Raw genomic sequence first — 21668 nt, 5'->3', positions numbered from 1 at the left:
AGTGATTAGGTGTAATGTTAGGTCTTAACAGAGCAATCAACTTTTATCTTTACTCTTTCTTTTTTCTACCTTCTTCTATTATAGAATATTTCGATATTAAACATTAATTTCGCGGTATGTCACTTATCCTACATATAGAAACATCAACTGCTACCTGTTCTGTCGCTTTATCTGAAAATGGAAATCTGCTGGGGACTATTGATAGAACCGATAAAAATATACATGCATCCTCTTTAACCTTATTTATTGAGGAGCTTTTACATCAGTCTGGAAGAAATATTAAAGATCTTGATGCCGTTGCTGTAAGTATGGGGCCGGGTTCTTATACAGGGCTTAGAATTGGTGTTTCTACGGCTAAAGGACTTTGCTATGCGTTGGATATTCCTCTCATTGCTGTTAATACGCTGGAAGCAATGGCTAACGGGTTTAAAAACAGATGTTTTTCCGTGAATAAGCAAACTTTATTTTGCCCTATGATAGATGCAAGACGCATGGAAGTTTACTGTGCTGTTTTTGATGACGAATTAAATATGGTAAAAGGAGTTGATGCGGTAATTATTGATGAAAATTCTTTTAAAGATATTCTGGATACTCATATTGTCTATTTCTTTGGTGATGGTTCCGCAAAATGTGAGGACGTTTTGGGTACTCATTTAAATGCAAGGGTTCTTGATATCTACGTGAATAATGCGGCAGATATGGTGAACATTGCACAAGAGAAATTTGACAATGGAAATTTTGTTGATGTAGCTTATTTCGAGCCTTTTTACCTAAAGGATTACGTTGCAGGAGTAAAGAAAACTGGAGTTAGTTAGTTCCCCGAAGGGGAGGGCGAAGGGAAGCTTTTGGCTCCTTTGGCAAGTTAGTTCATCGAGTATTAATCCTTAATCTCAATTCTTTCTTCTAAAACGACCTGTTTTCTGTTTAGGTAGCTTTCTTTTTTCTTTTTTACTTAACCGGTATACGTATCCGGTTTCGGCATCATTGAGGCCGTCAACAAAATCTGCAAAAGGCATAGTCTGCATCATTTTGCCAAATTTTAGATTGAGACCGAAAAATATATTGGCCTGTGTGGGACTTTTACCTATACTTTCGTCTTTCTTTATATAAGTTTTTCCCAAATAATAGGTCGGCAATAGTTTTTCTGTACCCAGATAGAAATCAACGTTAGCAGATTTGATCATAAATAATGAACCAATATTTAGCTTGCTGTCGAAATAATAGGCTGGGCTTAATGCCAGATTTAAAGATCTGTAGATATAGTTATTTTGAAGCGCTATAAATCCATCGGAATTTAACAGGTTTTTGGAAGCTATAAGTACCGGTTTATAAGAATCGAAAGTTTTTGAAAGTGCAAATTCAATTTTGCTGCTGGTCCAGGTATGGAACGCTCCAGCGTATCCGGTATTTCTATCCAGCATGACCGTTAAGCTATCTCTGTAATGCTCTCTATAAGTGTCTTTTCCTTTAAACCGATCTACGGTGAGCGAGTCTGAGAAAAGAAACTGAGGAGTTTTCTTGTTCCAGAATATAATTCCCGCGTCTTTAAGATGCGCGGTTAAGAACATTTTGTTATTAAACAGGTATGATGTTCCTAAACTAATCCCTACTCCGGGGTTTTTAAGACCGGGTAAAAAAGCTTTGATCTTTGGCTGATTGGAACCAAAAGAATTGGTGAAAGCACCTGTCAGTTGAAGCTGGTAATTATTTTCATTGACTTCCAGATTAGAAGAGTTGATATTCATTTCGGAATATGCCGCTCCGCTTAATAAACTCAGTTTCCCACCGAAAGCAAGCTTTGAATTATAATTCTCACGGTAACTTAATCCCAACTGCCAATATGCGATATTTTTGTAGTTGCTATTAAATAAATCGGGATAAGTACCACTTTTGAAAATACTGGAGGAATAGGGGATAACTAAAGCGGTGTTTGATAAATCGAAATTCCCTTCGTTTTTAAATTGAAGGGAAATTCCCATTTCACGTTGATATTCTGCGGTATAGAGCATCTTCATCATGAAGACATAGCCATTCCCTGTAATGTGTATGTTATTTGTATTGTTACTTACACTGCTAATGGAGGAGCTGTTTATATCATTACCTAAAAGGATGCTTTTAAATGCTGTTTCTGCTTCGCCTTTTATCCTGAAATCCATGGATAGGCTAGGCAGGAAGAAATTGATATTATATCTTTTGCTTTTTTCTGCTGTATAGGAGGTTTCTACAGGATTCTCGAAAGAACTGTATAAGGTTCCGGTATGTGTGAGCGAAAAGTCCTGTGCATGGCTTTTCGAATAACATAACGAAATTAAAATACAAAAGACTCCTATTATCCGCATAGCGTTAATTTAGTAAAGAATCTAATGCTGGGGATTCTACGTTATTTTCTACAGCTTTTGGCATTTTACTCATGTACAGATTGGTGAAGAATTTATTCTTATCTGCACTGAACTGAATGGACAAACCATAAATATTTTTCCAGTCAAAATTTTCTCCGTTCATTTTTCTGTATGAAGATCTGCTTAAGAATGCTCGGATATTTCCTTTGGAATTTCCGTTGTGAATAAAATAAAAGATATTACCCTGGTTAGACAGGTACTGCTGAAAATAGATGTTTTTATCAGTCCTGCTGAGGAAATTTTGCGATTCGTAATTCTGTAAAAATCTTTTTAATGTTATAATATTGTTGGCTATAATCACGTGGTTTTCTATGACAGTATAAAATGGCCTTCTGAATTCTTTGAAAGGATCTCCCAAATAATAATACAGCAAATCAGAATCGTTGAATTTTCTAATATTGGTTTCGCCCGTACTGCTACTAATGGTAGACAAAATGAAAGACAGGCGGTTTGTTTTATTGGATTTGATAATACCTATTTTATCCCTTGAAGCCAGTTGTATAAGGCCGAATTCGTTACCAATTGCCGGATAAAGCTCTCTATCCAGGTTGATCGAATTCTTTTGTGAGACCGTTTGTATCTGAGTATTCTTTTTGTCTGTTTCTTTTCTTGCACTTATCAGCTGATTTAATTCGGATTTGAATTTTTCGAAATCAGAAACGTAATAAAAAATGTAAGAAGCTGCGTCGTAAGGAAGAATCTCTGCTAAAGTGTTTTTTCCGGGAGATTGATTAAGAAAAAGAGCAGCATATTCTTTTCTGTTGTTTTTTAATTCAGTGGTTCCGCTAAACATAAATGCGTTGTTCTGATAATTTATATTTAACGATGATATTGCACTAAAGTTTTTGAGAGAAGCAGTTTCGATAGGATTTTTTTTATCGGAGAAGTTGTTGAGTAATTTTCCGAAATTCGAGAAATTAATATAGAGATTAGCTATTGAATTTTTATTTCGTTGAGATGAAACGTTGTCTTTTAAAAGACTAAAATTGGATGTTTTCTCTGTTTTTTGTTCGGATACTTCCTTTAAAAGTTTCTCGTTAAATGAACCTAAAGCCAAATTATTAGTGAATGTGAAATAGAATTTTGCATTGTTATTAAAACTCAAATAATATAGATTTCCTTCCTGTTCTATGACGTATTTGCTTTTTATGAGCTCAATAAGCTGCAGGGAATTTTTAATTTGTTTTTCATTTATAGGTGTGATAACTAAAAAATCGGCTTCATTAGGAGAAGTTGCATGCAGCGAAAAGAAAAGTTCGTTTTGTTTTAAAGCATAGGCTACAGCATCGTTATCTATAAATACAGATTTTAATGCATGGAGATGGCCTGTAGATTCTTTGCCCAGGATATCGGAAAATAAAGTGAAGTCTTTAAAGATGTCATAAAAGGAAGTTTCGTTTTTATATTCGAATACAAGAGAAGCATTATCGGGGATAACCTGGAAAACTTTTTCGGAAGCATTTTCGGAAGCGCTCAGATTTTTAAAGTAGAATACGGTGATGCCAAAAACAAGGATAACTAATACAGAAATAATAATGATAATGCGTTTCATTAATAAATTTATTTATATTGGAATAAAATTATCGATAATAAGATCGGTTAACAAAAATAGATTTTTCAAGCTTAGTAGCCTAAAATAGATTGTATCTTTCTTAAATTAGCCGTTTATATAGCATATGAACAAAAGAATTATTATTTCTGCAGCATTTTTTGGAGCTTTAGCGGTAATATTTGGAGCGTTTGGAGCTCATGCTTTAAAAAATATTCTAAGTCCATACGGATTGGAGATATGGAACAAGGGAGTTCAATATCAGTTTTATCATACCTTTGCTTTACTTTTTTTAAGCACATTTGCAAGATACAGAAATAGTCTCATCAATTTTGCATCTTATTGTTTTACATTTGGAATTATATTGTTCAGCGGATCACTTTATTTATTGGCATTAAGAGAACAATTAAATTTGGGCGGTTTAGCTAGTATATTGGGACCAATTACTCCCATAGGCGGTTTGCTATTTATTTTAGGTTGGATAGGGTTGTTATTAGCTGCAGTTAGAGATAAATGATAGATTTTGATACAGCGAATTCGAGAGAAACGCTGTTTGTAGAGGTGTTGTTACCGCTTTCAATTCCCAAATTATATACGTATAGGGTTCCTTTTAACTTGAATGAAGAGGCGGCAGTAGGGAAGCGTTGTGTGGTACAATTTGGAAAAAGCAAAATGTACACCGCTATAATAGCGGCTATTTCCAAACAGGCTCCCTTAGGCTACGAAGCCAAATACCTTATAGATATTATTGATGATAAACCCGTTGTTTATCAGCGACAGCTTAAGCTGTGGAATTGGATTGCTGAATACTATTTATGCTATGCGGGAGAGGTAATGTCTGCCGCCTTGCCGTCGGTACTAAAATTAGCAAGTGAAACAAAAATTGTCTTGAACCAGGAGTTCGAGTATGATAAATCTGAACTTTCGGATAAAGAGTATGTTCTGGTGGATGCTCTGGAAATTCAACATGAGCTTAGTATTGCAGATATATCAAAAATTTTAGGACAAAAAACAGTTTTTCCTATCTTGAGATCTCTTTTTGAAAAAAAAATACTCTTTATATCTGAGGAACTCAATGAAAAATTTAAACCAAGAAAGGTAAAATACGTTCAATTAAATCCCTTCTATAGCGACAAAGAAAATTTACGGGCTTTATTCGAAGTCTTGGAAAAAACACCAAAGCAGTTAGATGCTTTACTTACTTTTATAAAACTTAGTAAAGATAATCACGCAATTACGCGAACAATATTAGCAGAATCCGCAGGTGTGAGTGATGGGGTGATTAAAGCTTTAATAGAAAAGGATATTTTTCAAATACAGGAAAAAGTTGTCAGCAGGTTTAGTTTTGACAGTGATAGTCCGGATCATCAATTTCAGCTTAGCGCAGAACAATCAAGAGCTTATAACGAAATACAAAAGTTTTTTATTTCTAAGCCTGTGACCTTGCTTTATGGTGTGACATCGTCGGGAAAAACTCAAATTTATATTAAGCTGATAGAAGAGTATTTAGAGCAAGACAAACAAGTTCTGTATTTACTACCTGAAATTGCTTTAACAGCACAGATTATTGACCGTTTACAACATCATTTCGGAAATAAGATTGCTGTATATCATAGCAAGTTTAACGATAATGAGAAGGCCGAAATTTGGGAGAAAGTGCTCAATAAAGAGGTCCAGATTATTTTAGGAGCAAGGTCTGCTTTATTTTTGCCTTTTAAGGATCTGGGGATTGTTATTGTAGATGAGGAACATGAAGCCAGCTATAAGCAATATGATCCGGCGCCGAGATACCATGCCAGAGATGTGGCCATTGTTCTTGGAAATATTTATCAGGCCAAAGTACTGTTAGGGTCTGCAACCCCATCTTTAGAAACCTATTTTAACGCAAAGTCTGAGAAATACGGCCTGGTAAAGTTGATGGAAAGATACAGCGGCGTGAAAATGCCAGAAATTGATGTTATCAGTATTTCTGAACAACGGGCAAAAAAAGCTGTTGTAGAAAACTTCAGCAACATACTTTTACAAAGTATAGAGGAGACTGTAGCTAATAAAGAGCAGGTTATCTTATTTCAAAATAGAAGGGGATATGTACCGATTTTAATCTGTAAAACCTGTGGCAATACTCCTAAATGTGTGAATTGTGATGTGAGCCTGACCTATCATAAATCTTCGAATCGATTACATTGTCATTATTGCGGCTATCACGAAGATAATATTACTGAATGTGTTGCTTGTGGATCAAAACATATTGAATATAAGGGATTAGGGACGGAAAAGGTAGAAGACGATTTAAAGGCTTTATTGCCTAATATACGTATCGGCCGTTTGGATTACGATACCACACGTAATAAGAATGCACATATGCATATTATTACAGATTTTGAGGAAAAAAGGCTTGATGTTCTGGTGGGGACGCAAATGGTGGCAAAGGGGCTTGATTTTGATAACGTAACTTTAATTGGTATTATCAACGCAGACAATATGTTACAGTTTCCCGATTTTAGGGCGTATGAAAGAAGCTTTCAGATGCTTTCTCAGGTTGCAGGAAGGGCGGGAAGGAGAGATAAACAGGGTAAGGTGCTTATACAGACTTATGATACTAAGAACAGGATTATCCAGCAAGTGGTGAAAAATGACTTTGAAGGAATGTTCTTAGACGAATTAAGGGAACGTAAGCATTTTTCTTATCCTCCGTATTTTAGAATTATTCAAATCGATATAAAGCATAAAGATTTCAATAAGAATCTGCAAATAGCTGAAAAGTTTGCGCAATCTATCAGACAAGGCTTGGGAAAGGCAGTCATAGGTCCACAGATTCCTCTAATCGGGAGAATAAGAAACTATTATATTCAAACTGTTTTAGTGAAAATTGATCTGGAAAATCAGTCTATTTATAAAGTGAAAGAATTTCTCAAAAATGAAATATCTGGTTTTGAAGCCAATAAAGACTATAAAGGAGCATTTATAGTTGCCAATGTTGATCCTTATTAAGGATTAATATTGTACATAATAGACAATCCGCCAAGTGGCCTTGAGTTAAAGCGGGTTCTGTTATATTTATCCTGGCTGATAACCTCGTTTTGCTGGTTGACTTTTGTTTCTTTTTCGTAGTTAAAGATAATTTCGATACTGGCTTGAGCACTCATTGTAATTCTTGAATTGAAAAAATTACCTTTTATACCAAAAGATTGGGTAATAAGGCCCCCATTTTGATCCACATCAACGTTATAGAGATAAGCATTTTTATTAACTGAATGGGCTAACCCCTGAAAACTCACGTCTCTGAATCCGATATCAGTACCTAAAAATGGCTGAAGGTTTCCGGCACCTATATTTTTCTCAAAGCCTATTGTTACCTCATAACCTTTATATTCACCGTTTACGGTTTCACAGGTTTGGCAATAATTAAAAAATGAATAATTAGATTTTTGTAATCGGGAAACTTGAATTTTGTAATTGAACTCATTATCATTAAATTTTATGAATAAACCATTCATATACATCAACTGAGGGGTGTATTTATTTCCTCGTGATTCGTTCATTAATTTAGAAAAATCGGAGTACTCTAAAGTCTTAACTCCTACAGAAATACCATTTTGATTTTGTGAAAAAGAAATAAAAGGAGTAAATAGAGCCAGCAGGATCAGGTGCGTTTTTTTCATGTATTCAATAATAAAGTGTCTGTTTATATGCAGACGGTGTTTTTTATTCTTTTTAGAACATTGGTGTGTTCCTGTGAAAATACAGTTTTTATATGTAAAATGTTTTTATTATTTTAAATTATTTTATAAGTATCGTTAATTTTCATTTTCAAGCTTTCTTGTATATACACAATATTAATTCTTTGTTACCTTTTAAATATGCCATTCATGTTTGATATACTGATAGTTATAAAAAATGTGGATAAACACTTCATTTTTAAAATCGAGAAAGTGGTTGATATTGGGCTTTAGGTTATATTTTTGTAATGTAATGGCGTATAAATTTGTAGATAATTATAGAGAGAGAGGTGCAAGGAAGAAGCTGGTTGAAGAGTTGAAACTAAAAGGTATCTCAGACGAACGTGTTTTAAAAGCTATTGGTAATGTAAAAAGACATTATTTCTTCGATGAGACTTTTTGGAATCAGGCTTATCTGGATAAGGCGTTCCCTATTGGAGAAGGACAGACAATTTCTAACCCATACACAGTTGCTTATCAAAGTGAATTGCTGCATATCAATAAGGGAGATAAGGTGCTTGAGATTGGTACAGGATGTGGATATCAAACCTGCGTCCTGATTGAATTGGGTGCAAAAGTTTATACAATAGAAAGGCAAGAAAAGTTATTTGAACGCACATCTAAGATATTGCCATATCTTGGTTACGAAGCAACCTTCTTTTGTGGAGATGGATCAAAAGGTATTGCCGAACATGCACCGTACGATAAAATTATTGTAACTGCTGGCGCTCCCTTTGTTCCCGAAATTTTACTAAGACAGCTTAAAGTAGGGGGGATTATAGTTATTCCAGTAGGGGATGAAGCTTCGCAAAAGATGACTACAGTTCTGCGGGTATCTGAAAATGAATTTGATAAAATCGTACTGGATACTTTTAGGTTTGTCCCTCTTTTAGGCGATCAAGCGTGGTAATATTGGATTAAGAATGTTAGAGGAAAGAAAAGAATATAATCAAACGATATATATTATTAAAAAGGGAGGTTTAAACAACCTCCCTTTTTCTTATCTTTTATTGTCGTGTAGTTTCTCTAATTTACTTGATAACGTTTTCTTCATTTTTTCGATAGCGACGTTGATAGCTTTGTGTAATGTTTCTTCGACGGTAGAAACGGCTACAGAAGGGATGTTTTCTGCTTTAACTTCAATAAGGCATCTCTTATCTGCCGCTCCTTCCTTATTAGCATTGTCATCACTTAAATGAACATCCACTCTTGTTATCAATTCGTCAAACCTGTTCAGGTTCTCTTCAATGGTTGTTTTTACATAATTGGCTAAACTTTCTTTACCATTGATGTTTTTGTCTGTGTTTACCTGGATCTTCATAACTTTTAAATTTAAAATAACACAAATTTTTATCGGGGTTCCCTTAAAGTTTGGGAATTTTATTGTAAATAAGAAATTAAATCAACTTTATTTTTCTATAGAATAAGCGATAATATATAACTGCTTATAAGCCAAATCAGATAAATGAAAAATGCTATTAAAATGAAGAAAATAACGAATATAATCAGAATAATGTCTAAGCCCGAGCCTTTGTGCTTATTCTCTGTATAATGTTCTTTTAATAAAAGAACATTCTTTTCGTTTGCTTTGAAATAAAAGTCAAATGCCCAGCCCAGGACGGGGATGGCTCCAACTAAAGCATCCACCAGAACATTCAATATCATTTTAATAACCAACTTTCCACTTGCTCCATGTTTGTACATGGTATAAACAATAAATAAAGAAATTAGGAATCCTATAGCGTCACCTAAAAAGGGTATTAAGTTGATTAAAGGATCAAGTCCAAATCTGAACTTACCGATTTTAAATTGGCTATCCATTAATCGGGCTAATTGCTCCAGACGTTTCAGTCTAGGGTCTGTTTGATTAGCTATTGGCATAATTTCTTAAACGTTTGTTTTGCCAATTAAGTTTTAGGATGAGCTATAATAAAAAAAAGCCACTCTCTTTGTGGGGAGTGGCTCTTTAAAAAGGTGTTTTTTTTATCTCAATTCATTCGGTTGAACAACATCCATGTCGCCGTAATCTAAGTTTTCTCCAGCCATACCCCAAATGAAGGTGTAGTTTGAAGTTCCCGAACCACTATGAATAGACCATGAAGGAGACCAAATAGCTTGTTCATTATTCATCCAAACGTGTCTTGTTTCTTGCGGTTGACCCATGTAATGGCATACAGCCTGGTTTTCTGGTACTTCAAAATAGAAATATGCTTCCATTCTTCTGTTGTGCGTATGTGCAGGCATTGTGTTCCAAACACTTCCGGTTTGAAGTTCTGTTAATCCCATTTGTAACTGACAGGTTTCCAATACAGTATTGATAAGTAACTGGTATATTTTTCTTTTGTTACAAGTTTCTACACTACCCGCTTCGATTACTTTACCTTCTTTTTGGGTTACCTTTTTATTAGGGAATTTTTTATGAGCAGGAGCAGAGTTAATATAGAATTTTGCAGGAGTATTAGCATCTGCACTTTCAAAAGTGATATCTACCGTTCCCTGACCTAAATACAGAGCTTCTTTATAGCCAATTTCATAAACTTCACCATCAGCTTTTATAATACCTTTTCCGCCAACATTGATAATACCCAGCTCTCTTCTTTCCAGAAAATAAGGTGCTTTTAAAGAATCGAAAGTTTCCAGTTTTAAAGCCTTGCTTACAGGATTGATACCACCAACAATGTATCTGTCGTAAAGGGAGTATTCCAAAACAATTTCATCTGCTTCGAAAAGCTTGGGAATTAAAAACTCCTCACGAATTCTTTGTGTGTCGTAGTTTTTAAAATCTGCCGGATGTACCGCATATTTTTCTGTATACTTCATAATTTTTTATTTGTTGATTTCCTAATAATTAATTCTGGTTTTATTTTTATGGTTTCCTGATGCTGGGATTTTGACATGATTTGTTTTAATAACAATTCTGCAGATTTTTCCCCTATATTTTTGCTAAACTGTTCGATACTGGTAATTCCCAGCAATTCCGTAAAGGGTTCGTTCGCAAACCCTGCAATAGCAATTTCCTCAGGAATTTTTATTCCAACTTCTTTTAAATATAACATCGCACCTAAAGCAGAGAAGTCACTTGCTGCAAAAATAGCATCAAATAACAAGCCTTTTTTAACTAAGGATTTTGTGGTTTCTGATCCCTTTTCCCTCGTCAATATATCTTCAATAATAAGGTTGTCATCAGGTGTTATATTATGGTCTGATAAAGCATCTCTATAGCCCTGTAGTCTTTCATTATAGCTAGCAAGATGCAAGGGCCCGGAAAAATGCACTATTTTTCTATAACCTTTTTGCAGAAGATGAGAGGTAAGCTGATAAGCCCCGTAATAATTGTCATTGACTACTTTATTTGATAAGCAATCATTTGTTGTTCTGTCGAATAGCACTAACGGCACTTCTTGTTGCAACACATTGTTTAAAGCAGCTGAGCTATAAGTCTCTCGGGTTAAAGACACAATTAGTCCGGCAATATTATTACTCAGCAGCGTCTGTATATTTCTATATTCCTCTTCTGCGCTTTCGTAAGATTGACAGATTAATACATTATAGCCGTTTTTTTTAGCAACTATTTCTATACCATCTATGACATTCGAAAAGAAAACCCTGTTTATTCTGGGAACAACTAAGCCAATTGTTTTAGAGTGTCCGGATTTTAGTTGCTGGGCTACCAGGTTAGGTTTATAACCTAATTGTTTGGCTTTTAACTTTACAGCGGATTTGGTTTCTTCGCTAATTCTGGGATGATCATTCAATGCCCTGGAAACCGTTGAATAATTTGTATTCAGCTCTTTAGCGATATCCTTTATAGTAACTTTTTTAGCCATCTTGTCTTTCAAAGATAGCTTTAGTTTTTATAATGTACAAACGTTTGTATTGCTAATAAGCTTTGTTTCTAGAAAGGATGTTAAACAAAAAAGACATCTGAAAGATGTCTTTTTTTAAATGTTTTATAGTGTGAAAATTTATGCGATAACCTTAGAAACAAGATCTGCTGCTTCTTTTAATAAGATTGCAGAGTAAACTTTTAATCCGGATTCGTCAATTAATTTCTTAGCTTCTTCTGCATTAGTTCCTTGTAAACGCACAATAATTGGAACTTTGATATCACCAATTTCTTGGTAAGCATCAATAACACCTTGCGCTACTCTGTCACAACGAACAATACCACCAAAAATGTTAATTAAGATTGCTTTTACGTTTGGATCTTTTAAAATGATGTTGAAAGCCGCTTTTACAGTTTGTGCATTTGCAGTACCGCCTACATCCAGGAAGTTAGCAGGATCTCCACCAGCTAATTTAATGATATCCATCGTAGCCATAGCTAAACCAGCACCATTAACCATACAGCCTACATTGCCATCTAATTTAACGTAGTTTAGGTTAGATTCGCCAGCTTCAACTTCTGTAGGGTCTTCTTCTGTAATATCACGCATAGCAGCAATATCCGGATGACGGTATAGTGCATTTTCATCTAAATTTACTTTAGCATCAACTGCAAGTATTTTATCATCAGAAGTTTTTAATACCGGATTAATCTCGAACATAGAAGCATCAATTGCATCATAAGCTTTATAAAGAGCAGTAATGAATTTTACCATTTCTTTAAAAGCATTGCCTGAAGTACCTAAGTTGAAAGCGATTTTTCTCGCCTGAAAAGGTTGTAGGCCTACTTTTGGGTCAATTTCTTCTTTAAAGATTAAATGAGGAGTTTTTTCTGCAACTTCCTCAATGTCCATTCCGCCTTCAGTAGAATACATGATAATATTTCTACCGGTAGATCTATTTAAAAGTACAGATACGTAGAATTCTTTTGTTTCAGACTCACCAGGGTAGTAAACGTCCTGAGCAATTAAAACTTTATTTACCTTTTTACCTTCAGGACCAGTTTGCGGAGTAACCAACTGCATTCCTATAATATCAGTAGCTCTTTGTTTTACTTCGTCTAAGTTTTTTGCTAATTTAACACCACCACCTTTACCGCGTCCACCAGCATGAATTTGAGCTTTAACAACGACCCAATCAGATCCGAAATCTTCTTTCATCTTTTTGGCTGCTTCTACAGCTTCTTCGGGAGTATCCACAACGATACCTTCCTGAACGCGCACACCAAAACTTTTTAATATTTCTTTACCTTGATATTCGTGAATGTTCATCTTACTTTGAAATTTGCTGTGAAATTACAAATACATAGCTATAAAAGAAATCAAAATGCCAATTATTTTGAAATCTGTCATTTTTATGAAAATAGATAGACGTAAAATTCCTAAAAACATAGTTGATAATTTTTAGCTTTGTGATATGCTTAAAGCTCAATCTATAACAAAAAACTTTGGCGATCTGCAGATATTAAAAGGTGTAGATTTATCTGTTGATAAGGGAGAGGTGGTGAGTGTTGTTGGTGCGTCCGGAGCAGGTAAAAGTACTTTACTACATATCATAGGTACTTTGGATAAACCTAATTCCGGAGATCTGCGGATTAATGATATCGATGTAAGCAGGCTTAGTGCCAGAGAGCTCAGCCATTTTAGAAACAAGAATATTGGTTTTATATTTCAATTCCATCATCTGCTGCCAGAATTCACTGCTCTGGAGAATATCTGTATTCCTGCATTTATTGCAAAAGTTAAAAAATCCGAAGCCGAAGCGAAAGCCTTAGAATTGTTAGACGTTTTAGGGCTGTCACATAGAAAAGACCACAAGCCCAATCAAATGTCTGGCGGAGAACAGCAACGAATTGCTGTGGCTAGAGCATTAATTAATAATCCTGCTTTAGTTTTAGCTGATGAACCCTCGGGAAATCTGGATTCAAACACAGCTAAAGAACTGCATCAATTGTTTTTTGATTTAAGAGATCAGTTTAAACAGACTTTTGTTATTGTGACTCATAACGAAGATTTGGCTGATATGGCAGACAGAAAAATCACAATGAAAGATGGACTTATTTTTTCGTAACCAGTGTTGACAAATATATTAATAACCGCAGGAAATCATCCGACAGCCGGACTGATATCATTTCTGCTCCAATCCGAATATCGGGTTATATCAGGAGATTCTGAAAATAGTTCTTTTAGTATTCCAAATGAAGATAGCGCTTCATACGCCCACCAATTGTTAAGCCTTTGCTTAAGTAATAATATAGAATATGTAATTCCGCTTAAAGAAAATGAAGTATTTGCTTTATCGGAAGCGAAGGTTTTGTTTTCGGAATATGATATACAAGTTTTAATTCCCACTTTAAAACAGCTGAGAAATTTAAATAGAATAGAAGGTGAGGGCATTGTAAACACTTTGACAATTGAGGAGATAGCACATTTTTCGAAAGGCCTATTAGATATGGGATATCCCGATAAGACAATCGCGGTTGGAAGTTTAGATAGTAAAGGAAGATTGATAAAAATAGACGATACTGTTTCTGATAAAATAAACATTTGGGATTTACCAGATGTAAGTTCTTTTATTCAGGTTAACAAATTGCTAAAATCGAATAACTGGACTGGTATAATAATTTATGAATTACAAGATCCGCATATTTTTACCTTTAGTGTGCTTAGGATAAATAATAAATTGCATTCTTACCCAAATTTAAATTTAGAGCAGGAAAAAATTATTAGTCAGGTATTGGAAGCGAATAAATTAGATGGGCTTTATGAAATATCATTGAATGGCAGAAATATTATAAGGATAAAAAATCAGATTGTATGATAAGTTATAGCAATTTGCCGGAAGGGAAAAATGCAGTTATTTTTGAATTAGATGATGTTTTGTTTCCAGAAAGAGACTACGATTTACAATTCTTCTATCTCTTTGCAAATTTTTTAGAATATGTAGAACAATTTCCTCCTGCCCAGGATCTGATAAGTTTCATGAGCAAGAGATATGAAGTGCATGGAAAAGACAATATGTTTGAAGAACTGAGCGGAACCTTCGGTGTAGACCCTAAATATAGAGAGAACTACCAGCGACTTTATGAAAATGCGAAGCTTCCTCTTAAGTTATTGCTTTACAAAGAAGCTTTGGAATTTATGCAAGAGCTGGTAACTAACAGGAAGCAATTGTTTATTTTAACTAAAGGGAATCCTAAAACGCAATTCAACAAAATTACCCAGGTGGAATGGAATGGTTTAGAGAAATATCTAAAAGTTTATTACGTTGATGAATTTGAAGGGGATTTTCACAAGGCTTTGACAGTATTAATAGCACAAAATAATCTGCAAAAAAGTGAACTTACTATTGTGAGTAAGGCAAAAGATGAGGAACAAGCCAATTTATTTGGTGTAAGTTTTGTGTGTGTTAATAATTAGTGGAGTCAATATTCCGCTTTAAATATATATTTCTATGCGCCATAGATTGCAATTACAGAGTTTAATAGGTATCTGTTTACTTTTTAGTATAATTTCATGCAAAAAGAATAAAATAGATCCTGATAAACCTACAGAAACCGCCAGTAGAGCCGAATTAACTAAAGACTCTATATTTTTATATGCAAAAGAAGTTTATCTGTGGAATACGGCATTACCTACCTATTCGGTCTTTAATCCCAGGTCTTTTACACAGAACCGAGATGAGTTTGCCAACTACGAGGCTGAGCTGTTAAAAATTACAAGATACACTTCGAATGAAAATTGGTATAGCAGTAGAGGGATTTTATATGACGAACCTAAGTACTCCTATATAGAAGAAGCCCAGGATGGGGGAGTAATAGCGAATATTGGCGGAGAAAAATCTTATGTTGAATTAGATGGTTACGGAAATGATATCGGTTTGGGGCTGGCATATATATCACGGACACAATATGACAATAGTTATGACATATATGTAAAATATGTAAGTCCGGGTTCACCAGCGGCTTTAAAAAATATAAAACGGGGGTCGATCATAACGAAGGTAAATGGCATATCTTATGGATCTAATTTTGATGCTGAAATAGACCGATTTTTAGATGCCATTGACGGATCGTCAGTTACTTTAACTTTATATCCTCCATCATCATCTGTGAGCAAAGAAATTACCTTAGGTAAAACGAGGTACAAAAGTTCACCAATATTTAAGGATACTGTTTATGTAAGAAATACAGATAATATTGGTTATCTGGCTTATGCCCGTTTTTCCGAGAAAATTGATTCTGAACCAGCTCTGGATGCAGTTTTTCAACGTTTTGCTTCTGCGAATGTCAATAAGATTATTGTTGATTTAAGATATAACGGAGGCGGTTATGTATCTTCAGCAGAGAAGCTGATCAATCTTATTATTCCACAGATATACAACGGAAAACTGCTTTTTACGGAAAAATACAACGAGACCATGCGTACCGGAAAGGCAACTATTTTGAAAAACCAGTTTTATACGGATGAAAGAGGAGTGAAGCAATCTTATTTTGGGAGATATGATAATATTACGTCATATGCTAATAAAAGCGCTTCGAATTATTTAGCTAATGTACAAAAGGTAGTTTTCATTGTTAGTGGTAGTACAGCTTCTGCGAGTGAATTGACCATAAATTCACTAAAGCCATATATGGATATAAAACTGGTGGGAAGCAAAACTTATGGCAAGCCAGTTGGCTTCTTTCCCATTAGAATTGATAAATATGATGTCTATTATTCAATGTTTGAGTCTTTTAATTCCAATAATGAAGGTGGTTATTATAGCGGAATAAATGTAGATTATGCGATACAAGACCCTTTTACCAAAGAACTGGGAGATCCTACAGAAACTAATATTGCCGTTGCAATAACATATTTAATGAATGGTGTTTTTCCACCAGCTGTCCAAAGCAAAGCAGCGGCGGAGAGAAATATCTTAAGCAGTCCAAGAGTTTTTTATAATGATGGGTTTAAAGGTATGATAGAGCGTCCCGAACGTGTTTTGACCAAATAAAATGATAATAAAAGAGTATAGATTAATTTGTCTTTTTTAGATTAATATCTATATTTAATTAAGTGATATTATTTTGTTCAATGCATAAATTTTAGAGTATGATAGTAGCCGAATTAATCCAAAAAGAAGAAATTACAAATTTTAAAATTATCAATGCCCCGGAAGATCATGCTTCAGAGTTCAGAGGAAAATTGGAAAACGCTTTAAAATTAGGTAATGCTTTCAAATCGAAAGCGAATATAGTTTTCAATACTACAGAAGGTCCTAAAAGAGTAGAAACAACTGTTTGGAATGTTACTCCAGATTATTTGGAGTTGAAAGGAGGGGTTTTAATTTCGACACATAGTTTGTTAGAAATAGATTATTAAACAAAACGGGGCAATTTGCCCCGTTTTGTTTTTATATATCGGCAACCTTGGGTTTTCTTGCCCATTGATATTTATCTAAGTCGAATTCAGAGAAGTCAGGTTTAAAAGTTTCAGTTCGGCTAATGTTCATCAAAATTTCATAAGATTCGGGATACGGTTTAGCTAAAAGAGAACCTTTGGCTATATAAGGGTAACTTTCCACATAAGTTTCTATATGATTTGGCGACACGCGTCTATGTATATGCACACGATGCATTTTACTTGGATGTGCTACTCCTGCTGCTGCCATTAATTCGCATGCACTCTTAACCGTTTCTTTATGGAAGTTTGCTACTCTTTTGTTCTTTTCTGCTACAACCAGTCCTCTCGAAAGATTAGGATCTTGTGTTGCCACTCCGGTAGGGCAAGTGTTTGAATTACATTCCAGCGCCTGAATACATCCTAAAGCGATCATCATTCCTCTGGCACTGTTACATAAATCGGCACCCAAAGCGAAGTTTTTAACTAAATCAAACCCTGTGACGACTCTTCCCGAAGCAATTATCTTAATATGTTTTTTAAGATCGAATCCCGTAAGTGTGTCATAAACAAAAGCCAGAGCATCACGCAGTGGCATACCAACTGAATTAGAAAATTCCAATGGTGCAGCACCCGTTCCACCTTCGCCGCCATCTACGGTAATAAAGTCAGGATAAATTTTAGTCTCTATCATAGCTTTACAAATGGACACAAATTCATTTTTATGTCCCACGCAAAGTTTAAAACCAACAGGTTTCCCATTAGAAAGATCTCTTAATCGTTTTATGAAGCCAACTAATTCCAAAGGTGTAGAGAATGCTTTATGGTATGGTGGAGAGTCTACATCTTTTCCAATTTCTACACCACGTATTCTTGCAATTTCGGCTGTTACTTTTGATCCCGGAAGCATACCACCATGGCCTGGTTTTGCTCCTTGTGAGAGTTTTACTTCGATCATTTTAATATTAGGATGGGCTACACGTTCTTCAAAACGAACCGGATCAAAATTTCCGTCTGCAGCCCTACAACCAAAATACCCAGTACCTAATTGCCATATAATATCGCCACCACCGTCTAAATGATAATCACTTACACCGCCTTCACCTGTATTATGTGCAAAGCCACCAATTTTAGCTCCCTGATTTAAAGCTAAAATAGCATTTGAACTCAATGATCCGTAACTCATGGCGGATATATTGAAGATGCTTGATTCGTAAGGTTGAAGGCAATCCGGACCGCCTATCGATACTCTTGGGTTTTCGTTTATTTTTGAAAAATCCAGCGCATTAATGCTATGGTTTAACCATTCATAATTATCATCATAGACATTAAGCTGCGTACCGAACGGCGTTGTATCTAATTCCTTTTTTGCTCTTTGATAAATAACATTTCTATGTATACGGTTGAATGGGCGACCATCAGTATCGTTTTCCACGAAGTATTGATAGACTTTTGGTCCCATACCTTCAAGTATATAACGAAGTCTGCCAAATAAAGGAAAGTTTCTGCGAATGGCATGTTTCCTCTGAATGATGTCTTGTATACCAAGAATAACCAAAGGAAGAATGATGACATAGCTCCAAAGTATTCCGGGAGCAAAAAAACTGACAACAAAAATCAATAATATGATAAATGCTGACGACCATATAAATCCATTCCTCATAATAAAGCTTACTTAATAAATTAGTTAAATGCTGTCTTTCTGGATAGAAATACGAGTGTTCTATAACAGAAAGGTCTTTCTCATAACATTAAGAAAGACCTTTTGTGTGTTTTTATAGTCTTTTAAAGCGCTTCTGAAACCACTTCTTTTACTTCTGGAACCATTCTTTGCAATAAGCTTTGAATTCCTGATTTCAAGGTAATTGTAGAAGAAGGACAACCGCTGCAAGAACCTCTTAATTCTACAGTAACAACCCCATCTTCGAAAGATTTGTATGCAATAGCACCGCCGTCTTGTTCTACAGCTGGTTTTACATAGTCATGTAAGATTTGCTGAATTTTTATTTCTACCTCAGAACCTTCAAAATCGACAAACTCTTCTTCTTTTTTAGATTGCACAGCATATTCAGATTCTACCGCGCCTTTTACAAATTCCTTTAATATAGGTTCGATATCAGCCCATTCTGCATCTTCAGACTTTGTTATGGTGACAAAGTTACTTGCAAAGAATACTCCATTTACAAAACTGAATTTATAAAGCTCAGATGCAAACCTGGATTCAGTTGCACTTTCTCTGGTAGGGTAATCAACACTTCCATTGATCAACAATTTGTTTACAATGAATTTCATTGTATTTGGGTTTGGTGTCGATTCGGTATATACTGTTATATTCATGACTTTCAATATTTAGTATAACAAAGGTAATAAGCAAACAGATGCAAAAACAAGATATACATTTGTTTTTACTAATATATGACTTTAAAAAATACCTGTATAATTGCCAGGCGTAATAACTCTTAATTCGGCTTTTACATTTTCCGAAACATCGAGTGTATTAACAAACTCCGCAATTGTTTTTGAATTTATTCCCTCATTGGTTCGTGTTAAAGCTTTTAATGCTTCGTAAGGATTAGGGTAATTCTCTCTTCTTAAAATAGTTTGTATCGCTTCGGCAACAACAGCCCAGTTATCCTCTAAATCCTGTGCAATTGCTGTTTCATTTAATAGAAGTTTATTTAAACCTCTGACACTCGATTTAATAGCGATTAGCATATGCGCCAAGGGAACTCCTACATTTCTTAAAACTGTTGAGTCTGTTAAATCTCTTTGTAGTCGGCTAACGGGTAATTTAGCGGCTAAATGCTCGAATAAAGCATTTGCAATACCAATGTTACCCTCGGAATTTTCGAAATCTATTGGGTTCACTTTATGCGGCATCGCAGAAGAACCGACTTCTCCGGCTTTTATTTTTTGTTTGAAATAGTTCATAGAGATATACGTCCACATATCTCTGTCCAAATCCAAAATAATGTTGTTAATTCTTTTTAGTGCGTCGAAAGTTGCTGCTAAATTATCATAGTGCTCAATCTGGGTGGTGTATTGAGAACGACTTAAACCTAATTGTTCGTTTACAAATTTATTCCCAAAATCCTGCCAGTTAATGCTTCCATAAGCAACATGATGTGCATTGAAATTTCCGGTAGCGCCGCCAAATTTTGCAGAAAAAGGTACTGCTTTTAATTGTTCGAATTGTTTTTCTAAACGTTCTACAAACACCAATATTTCTTTCCCTAATTTGGTAGGAGAGGCAGGTTGCCCATGAGTATGCGCCAATAGAGAAATGTTCTTCCAGTCAGCAGCTAGGCTTTTTAATAAATCAATTAATGACTGGATTTCCGGATAGATTACTTTTTCTAAACCTTCTTTTAATGAATAAGGAATAGAGGTATTATTAACATCCTGAGAGGTTAAGCCGAAGTGGATGAATTCTTTGTATTTATCCAAACCCAATTCATCAAACCTGTTTTTAATAAAATACTCTACAGCCTTAACATCGTGATTGGTAGTTTTTTCTATTTCCTTAACTTCTAAAATATACGATTCTTTGAAGTCTTTATAGATTGATCTTAAAGATTCAAATTTTCCCTGGTCAAAATCGGCTAATTGAGGTAGAGGTATTTGACAAAGAGCAATGAAATATTCAATTTCTACAAATACTCTGTATTTTATTAAACCAGCTTCTGAAAAGAATTCGCCTAAAGATTTTGTGGTATTGTAATATCTCCCGTCTACAGGGGAAACGGCATATAATGAAGATAAGTTCATGATGAAAATTTTTGCAAAAGTACAAAATAGCAGGGCTTTAACCTATAAAAATATCAATCTTCACTGAAAAGTAATCCTTCTTTTAAAGAATAGGTGCATGAAATAATCCTTTTGATTTCAGTTTCGGCTAAAATAAACTTAACCAGTAAAGACGACATCAGGATCATGTCCACTCTTAAAGGAATTAGTCCTTGCATATGACACCTTTCTTCATGAGTTGATTTAATGATTTTTTCGAGTAAGTCTAAAAATTGATGATTCTGAAATTCGTAGTTTATCAACTCCGATGCCTGATTAGTCTCATCAAACAAGAACATTTCTTTAAAGGAATCAAAGGAGCCGGCCGTTCCAATTAAGACTGTGGGGCGATATTCCTGATAAACTTCCAAAAATATTTTCAATACTTCTTGAAGGTGTTTATTCAAATTGAATATATCCAATGAAGATATGGGGTCGCTTTTATGGAAATCGGACAGCAACCTCGCTGCGCCAATCCTATAACTTTCTTTCCAGAATATTTGTCTATGATCGGCAATTATCAGTTCTGTACTTCCTCCTCCGATATCTATAATCAAAGCTTTTTCTCTAGATAAAATTTGGGCTGCTTTTGCACCCTTATAAATATATTCGGCTTCTTGTTGTCCGTTGATAACATCTATTTTGATTTGATTTTGTTTATAAACATCATTAATAAAGTCGACACCGTTTTTTGCGTCTCTTACAGCGGCAGTAGCTGTGGCCTTTATTTGTTTAACTTTAAATTCGTCTATGCGGTCTTTGAAAATTTTTAAAGCATCCAAACCTCGTTGATAAGCGGCAGGAATAATTTCTCCGCGACTAATTCCTCCGCCTTCACCTAATTTCACGGGTATAGTTTGTCTGAAAAGAATTTCAGATCTGCCATTTTTAACTTCCCCGATTAAAAGGTGAAAGGTATTTGTTCCGATATCTATAACTGCCTTCATGA

At 34.9% G+C, this 21668-nt stretch carries 21 protein-coding genes; 9 read left to right on the top strand and 12 right to left on the bottom strand.

The window, feature by feature from the left end; genetic code table 11:
• The first annotated feature begins 116 nt into the window (after positions 1–116).
• Positions 117–815 carry a tRNA (adenosine(37)-N6)-threonylcarbamoyltransferase complex dimerization subunit type 1 TsaB gene (gene tsaB / locus PEDSA_RS08790; protein WP_013632805.1) on the top strand — a complete coding sequence of 233 codons (699 nt, stop codon included), beginning with the start codon at positions 117–119 and terminating at the stop codon, positions 813–815.
• Between the two features lie 75 nt (positions 816–890).
• On the opposite strand, the gene PEDSA_RS08785 is transcribed toward tsaB, so the two are convergent.
• Both PEDSA_RS08785 and PEDSA_RS08780 read right to left on the bottom strand, forming a co-directional pair.
• Complete coding sequence (locus PEDSA_RS08785) at positions 891–2339, bottom strand: DUF5723 family protein (protein WP_013632804.1); 1449 nt, start codon at positions 2337–2339, stop codon at positions 891–893.
• Between the two features lie 4 nt (positions 2340–2343).
• Positions 2344–3951 (bottom strand): hypothetical protein, encoded by a 1608-nt coding sequence (locus tag PEDSA_RS08780; RefSeq protein ID WP_013632803.1) that lies wholly within the window; start codon positions 3949–3951, stop codon positions 2344–2346.
• Between the two features lie 124 nt (positions 3952–4075).
• Here PEDSA_RS08780 and PEDSA_RS08775 point away from each other — a divergent pair, with 124 nt between their 5' ends.
• Both PEDSA_RS08775 and priA read left to right on the top strand, forming a co-directional pair.
• Positions 4076–4465: a DUF423 domain-containing protein gene (locus PEDSA_RS08775; protein ID WP_013632802.1), complete on the top strand. Its 390-nt coding sequence runs from the start codon at positions 4076–4078 to the stop codon at positions 4463–4465.
• Positions 4462–6939, top strand: a complete 2478-nt coding sequence (gene priA / locus PEDSA_RS08770) for a replication restart helicase PriA (protein ID WP_013632801.1) — start codon at positions 4462–4464, stop codon at positions 6937–6939. Before PEDSA_RS08775 ends, priA begins: the two co-directional genes overlap by 4 nt.
• Here the strand turns inward: priA and PEDSA_RS08765 are convergent.
• Positions 6936–7610, bottom strand: coding sequence for a hypothetical protein (locus PEDSA_RS08765; protein ID WP_013632800.1), 675 nt, complete (start codon positions 7608–7610; stop codon positions 6936–6938). The two genes, priA and PEDSA_RS08765, sit on opposite strands and share 4 nt — an antisense overlap.
• A 310-nt stretch (positions 7611–7920) precedes the next feature.
• On the opposite strand from PEDSA_RS08765, the gene PEDSA_RS08760 reads away from it, so the two are divergent.
• Positions 7921–8577, top strand: coding sequence for a protein-L-isoaspartate(D-aspartate) O-methyltransferase (locus tag PEDSA_RS08760; RefSeq protein ID WP_041537025.1), 657 nt, complete (start codon positions 7921–7923; stop codon positions 8575–8577).
• A gap of 90 nt (positions 8578–8667) precedes the next feature.
• Here the strand turns inward: PEDSA_RS08760 and PEDSA_RS08755 are convergent, their stop codons facing one another.
• From PEDSA_RS08755 to sucC, 5 genes are all read right to left on the bottom strand, one after another.
• Positions 8668–8988, bottom strand: coding sequence for an HPF/RaiA family ribosome-associated protein (locus PEDSA_RS08755; RefSeq protein WP_013632798.1), 321 nt, complete (start codon positions 8986–8988; stop codon positions 8668–8670).
• Between the two features lie 95 nt (positions 8989–9083).
• Positions 9084–9548 (bottom strand): DUF4112 domain-containing protein, encoded by a 465-nt coding sequence (locus PEDSA_RS08750; RefSeq protein ID WP_013632797.1) that lies wholly within the window; start codon positions 9546–9548, stop codon positions 9084–9086.
• Between the two features lie 102 nt (positions 9549–9650).
• Positions 9651–10487: a 5-dehydro-4-deoxy-D-glucuronate isomerase gene (gene kduI, locus PEDSA_RS08745; protein WP_013632796.1), complete on the bottom strand. Its 837-nt coding sequence runs from the start codon at positions 10485–10487 to the stop codon at positions 9651–9653.
• A complete protein-coding gene (locus tag PEDSA_RS08740; RefSeq protein WP_013632795.1) occupies positions 10484–11494 on the bottom strand; it encodes a LacI family DNA-binding transcriptional regulator in 1011 nt (336 codons plus the stop codon). Before PEDSA_RS08740 ends, kduI begins: the two co-directional genes overlap by 4 nt.
• Before the next feature lie 138 nt (positions 11495–11632).
• Positions 11633–12823, bottom strand: coding sequence for an ADP-forming succinate--CoA ligase subunit beta (gene sucC / locus PEDSA_RS08735; protein ID WP_013632794.1), 1191 nt, complete (start codon positions 12821–12823; stop codon positions 11633–11635).
• A 145-nt stretch (positions 12824–12968) separates the two neighbouring features.
• On the opposite strand from sucC, the gene PEDSA_RS08730 reads away from it, so the two are divergent.
• From PEDSA_RS08730 to PEDSA_RS08710, 5 genes are all read left to right on the top strand, one after another.
• Positions 12969–13622 (top strand): ABC transporter ATP-binding protein, encoded by a 654-nt coding sequence (locus tag PEDSA_RS08730; RefSeq protein WP_013632793.1) that lies wholly within the window; start codon positions 12969–12971, stop codon positions 13620–13622.
• A 6-nt stretch (positions 13623–13628) separates the two neighbouring features.
• Positions 13629–14372: an ATP-grasp domain-containing protein gene (locus tag PEDSA_RS08725; RefSeq protein WP_041537024.1), complete on the top strand. Its 744-nt coding sequence runs from the start codon at positions 13629–13631 to the stop codon at positions 14370–14372.
• Positions 14369–14971: an HAD hydrolase-like protein gene (locus PEDSA_RS08720; RefSeq protein WP_013632791.1), complete on the top strand. Its 603-nt coding sequence runs from the start codon at positions 14369–14371 to the stop codon at positions 14969–14971. Before PEDSA_RS08725 ends, PEDSA_RS08720 begins: the two co-directional genes overlap by 4 nt.
• Before the next feature lie 34 nt (positions 14972–15005).
• On the top strand, positions 15006–16547 hold the full coding sequence (locus PEDSA_RS19540) for a S41 family peptidase (protein WP_013632790.1): 1542 nt from the start codon (positions 15006–15008) through the stop codon (positions 16545–16547).
• 98 nt (positions 16548–16645) lie between these two features.
• Positions 16646–16915, top strand: coding sequence for a hypothetical protein (locus tag PEDSA_RS08710; protein WP_013632789.1), 270 nt, complete (start codon positions 16646–16648; stop codon positions 16913–16915).
• Positions 16916–16946: 31 nt separating this feature from the next.
• On the opposite strand, the gene PEDSA_RS08705 is transcribed toward PEDSA_RS08710, so the two are convergent.
• From PEDSA_RS08705 to PEDSA_RS08690, 4 genes are all read right to left on the bottom strand, one after another.
• Entirely contained in the window at positions 16947–18596 is a 1650-nt protein-coding gene (locus tag PEDSA_RS08705; protein ID WP_013632788.1) for an FMN-binding glutamate synthase family protein, read from the bottom strand.
• Positions 18597–18718: 122 nt separating this feature from the next.
• On the bottom strand, positions 18719–19270 hold the full coding sequence (locus tag PEDSA_RS08700; protein WP_013632787.1) for a NifU family protein: 552 nt from the start codon (positions 19268–19270) through the stop codon (positions 18719–18721).
• An 84-nt stretch (positions 19271–19354) separates the two neighbouring features.
• Positions 19355–20701 carry an adenylosuccinate lyase gene (gene purB / locus PEDSA_RS08695; protein ID WP_013632786.1) on the bottom strand — a complete coding sequence of 449 codons (1347 nt, stop codon included), beginning with the start codon at positions 20699–20701 and terminating at the stop codon, positions 19355–19357.
• 53 nt (positions 20702–20754) lie between these two features.
• Positions 20755–21666, bottom strand: a complete 912-nt coding sequence (locus PEDSA_RS08690) for a Ppx/GppA phosphatase family protein (protein ID WP_013632785.1) — start codon at positions 21664–21666, stop codon at positions 20755–20757.
• Between the last annotated feature and the right edge of the window lie 2 nt (positions 21667–21668).

This window comes from Pseudopedobacter saltans DSM 12145 (genome assembly GCF_000190735.1).
Classification (GTDB): domain Bacteria; phylum Bacteroidota; class Bacteroidia; order Sphingobacteriales; family Sphingobacteriaceae; genus Pseudopedobacter; species Pseudopedobacter saltans.
Note: the sequence above shows the minus strand (reverse complement) of the source record. Positions and strands in the feature narration are given on the sequence as shown.

Excerpts from the sequence above, each read along its gene's own strand:
- tsaB (WP_013632805.1), top strand. The coding sequence starts at position 117 with ATGTCACTTATCCTACATATAGAAACATCAACTGCTACCTGTTCTGTC.
- PEDSA_RS08785 (WP_013632804.1), bottom strand. The coding sequence starts at position 2,339 with ATGCGGATAATAGGAGTCTTTTGTATTTTAATTTCGTTATGTTATTCG.
- PEDSA_RS08780 (WP_013632803.1), bottom strand. The coding sequence starts at position 3,951 with ATGAAACGCATTATCATTATTATTTCTGTATTAGTTATCCTTGTTTTT.
- PEDSA_RS08775 (WP_013632802.1), top strand. The coding sequence starts at position 4,076 with ATGAACAAAAGAATTATTATTTCTGCAGCATTTTTTGGAGCTTTAGCG.
- priA (WP_013632801.1), top strand. The coding sequence starts at position 4,462 with ATGATAGATTTTGATACAGCGAATTCGAGAGAAACGCTGTTTGTAGAG.
- PEDSA_RS08765 (WP_013632800.1), bottom strand. The coding sequence starts at position 7,610 with ATGAAAAAAACGCACCTGATCCTGCTGGCTCTATTTACTCCTTTTATT.
- PEDSA_RS08760 (WP_041537025.1), top strand. The coding sequence starts at position 7,921 with ATGGCGTATAAATTTGTAGATAATTATAGAGAGAGAGGTGCAAGGAAG.
- PEDSA_RS08755 (WP_013632798.1), bottom strand. The coding sequence starts at position 8,988 with ATGAAGATCCAGGTAAACACAGACAAAAACATCAATGGTAAAGAAAGT.
- PEDSA_RS08750 (WP_013632797.1), bottom strand. The coding sequence starts at position 9,548 with ATGCCAATAGCTAATCAAACAGACCCTAGACTGAAACGTCTGGAGCAA.
- kduI (WP_013632796.1), bottom strand. The coding sequence starts at position 10,487 with ATGAAGTATACAGAAAAATATGCGGTACATCCGGCAGATTTTAAAAAC.
- PEDSA_RS08740 (WP_013632795.1), bottom strand. The coding sequence starts at position 11,494 with ATGGCTAAAAAAGTTACTATAAAGGATATCGCTAAAGAGCTGAATACA.
- sucC (WP_013632794.1), bottom strand. The coding sequence starts at position 12,823 with ATGAACATTCACGAATATCAAGGTAAAGAAATATTAAAAAGTTTTGGT.
- PEDSA_RS08730 (WP_013632793.1), top strand. The coding sequence starts at position 12,969 with ATGCTTAAAGCTCAATCTATAACAAAAAACTTTGGCGATCTGCAGATA.
- PEDSA_RS08720 (WP_013632791.1), top strand. The coding sequence starts at position 14,369 with ATGATAAGTTATAGCAATTTGCCGGAAGGGAAAAATGCAGTTATTTTT.
- PEDSA_RS19540 (WP_013632790.1), top strand. The coding sequence starts at position 15,006 with ATGCGCCATAGATTGCAATTACAGAGTTTAATAGGTATCTGTTTACTT.
- PEDSA_RS08710 (WP_013632789.1), top strand. The coding sequence starts at position 16,646 with ATGATAGTAGCCGAATTAATCCAAAAAGAAGAAATTACAAATTTTAAA.
- PEDSA_RS08705 (WP_013632788.1), bottom strand. The coding sequence starts at position 18,596 with ATGAGGAATGGATTTATATGGTCGTCAGCATTTATCATATTATTGATT.
- PEDSA_RS08700 (WP_013632787.1), bottom strand. The coding sequence starts at position 19,270 with ATGAATATAACAGTATATACCGAATCGACACCAAACCCAAATACAATG.
- purB (WP_013632786.1), bottom strand. The coding sequence starts at position 20,701 with ATGAACTTATCTTCATTATATGCCGTTTCCCCTGTAGACGGGAGATAT.
- PEDSA_RS08690 (WP_013632785.1), bottom strand. The coding sequence starts at position 21,666 with ATGAAGGCAGTTATAGATATCGGAACAAATACCTTTCACCTTTTAATC.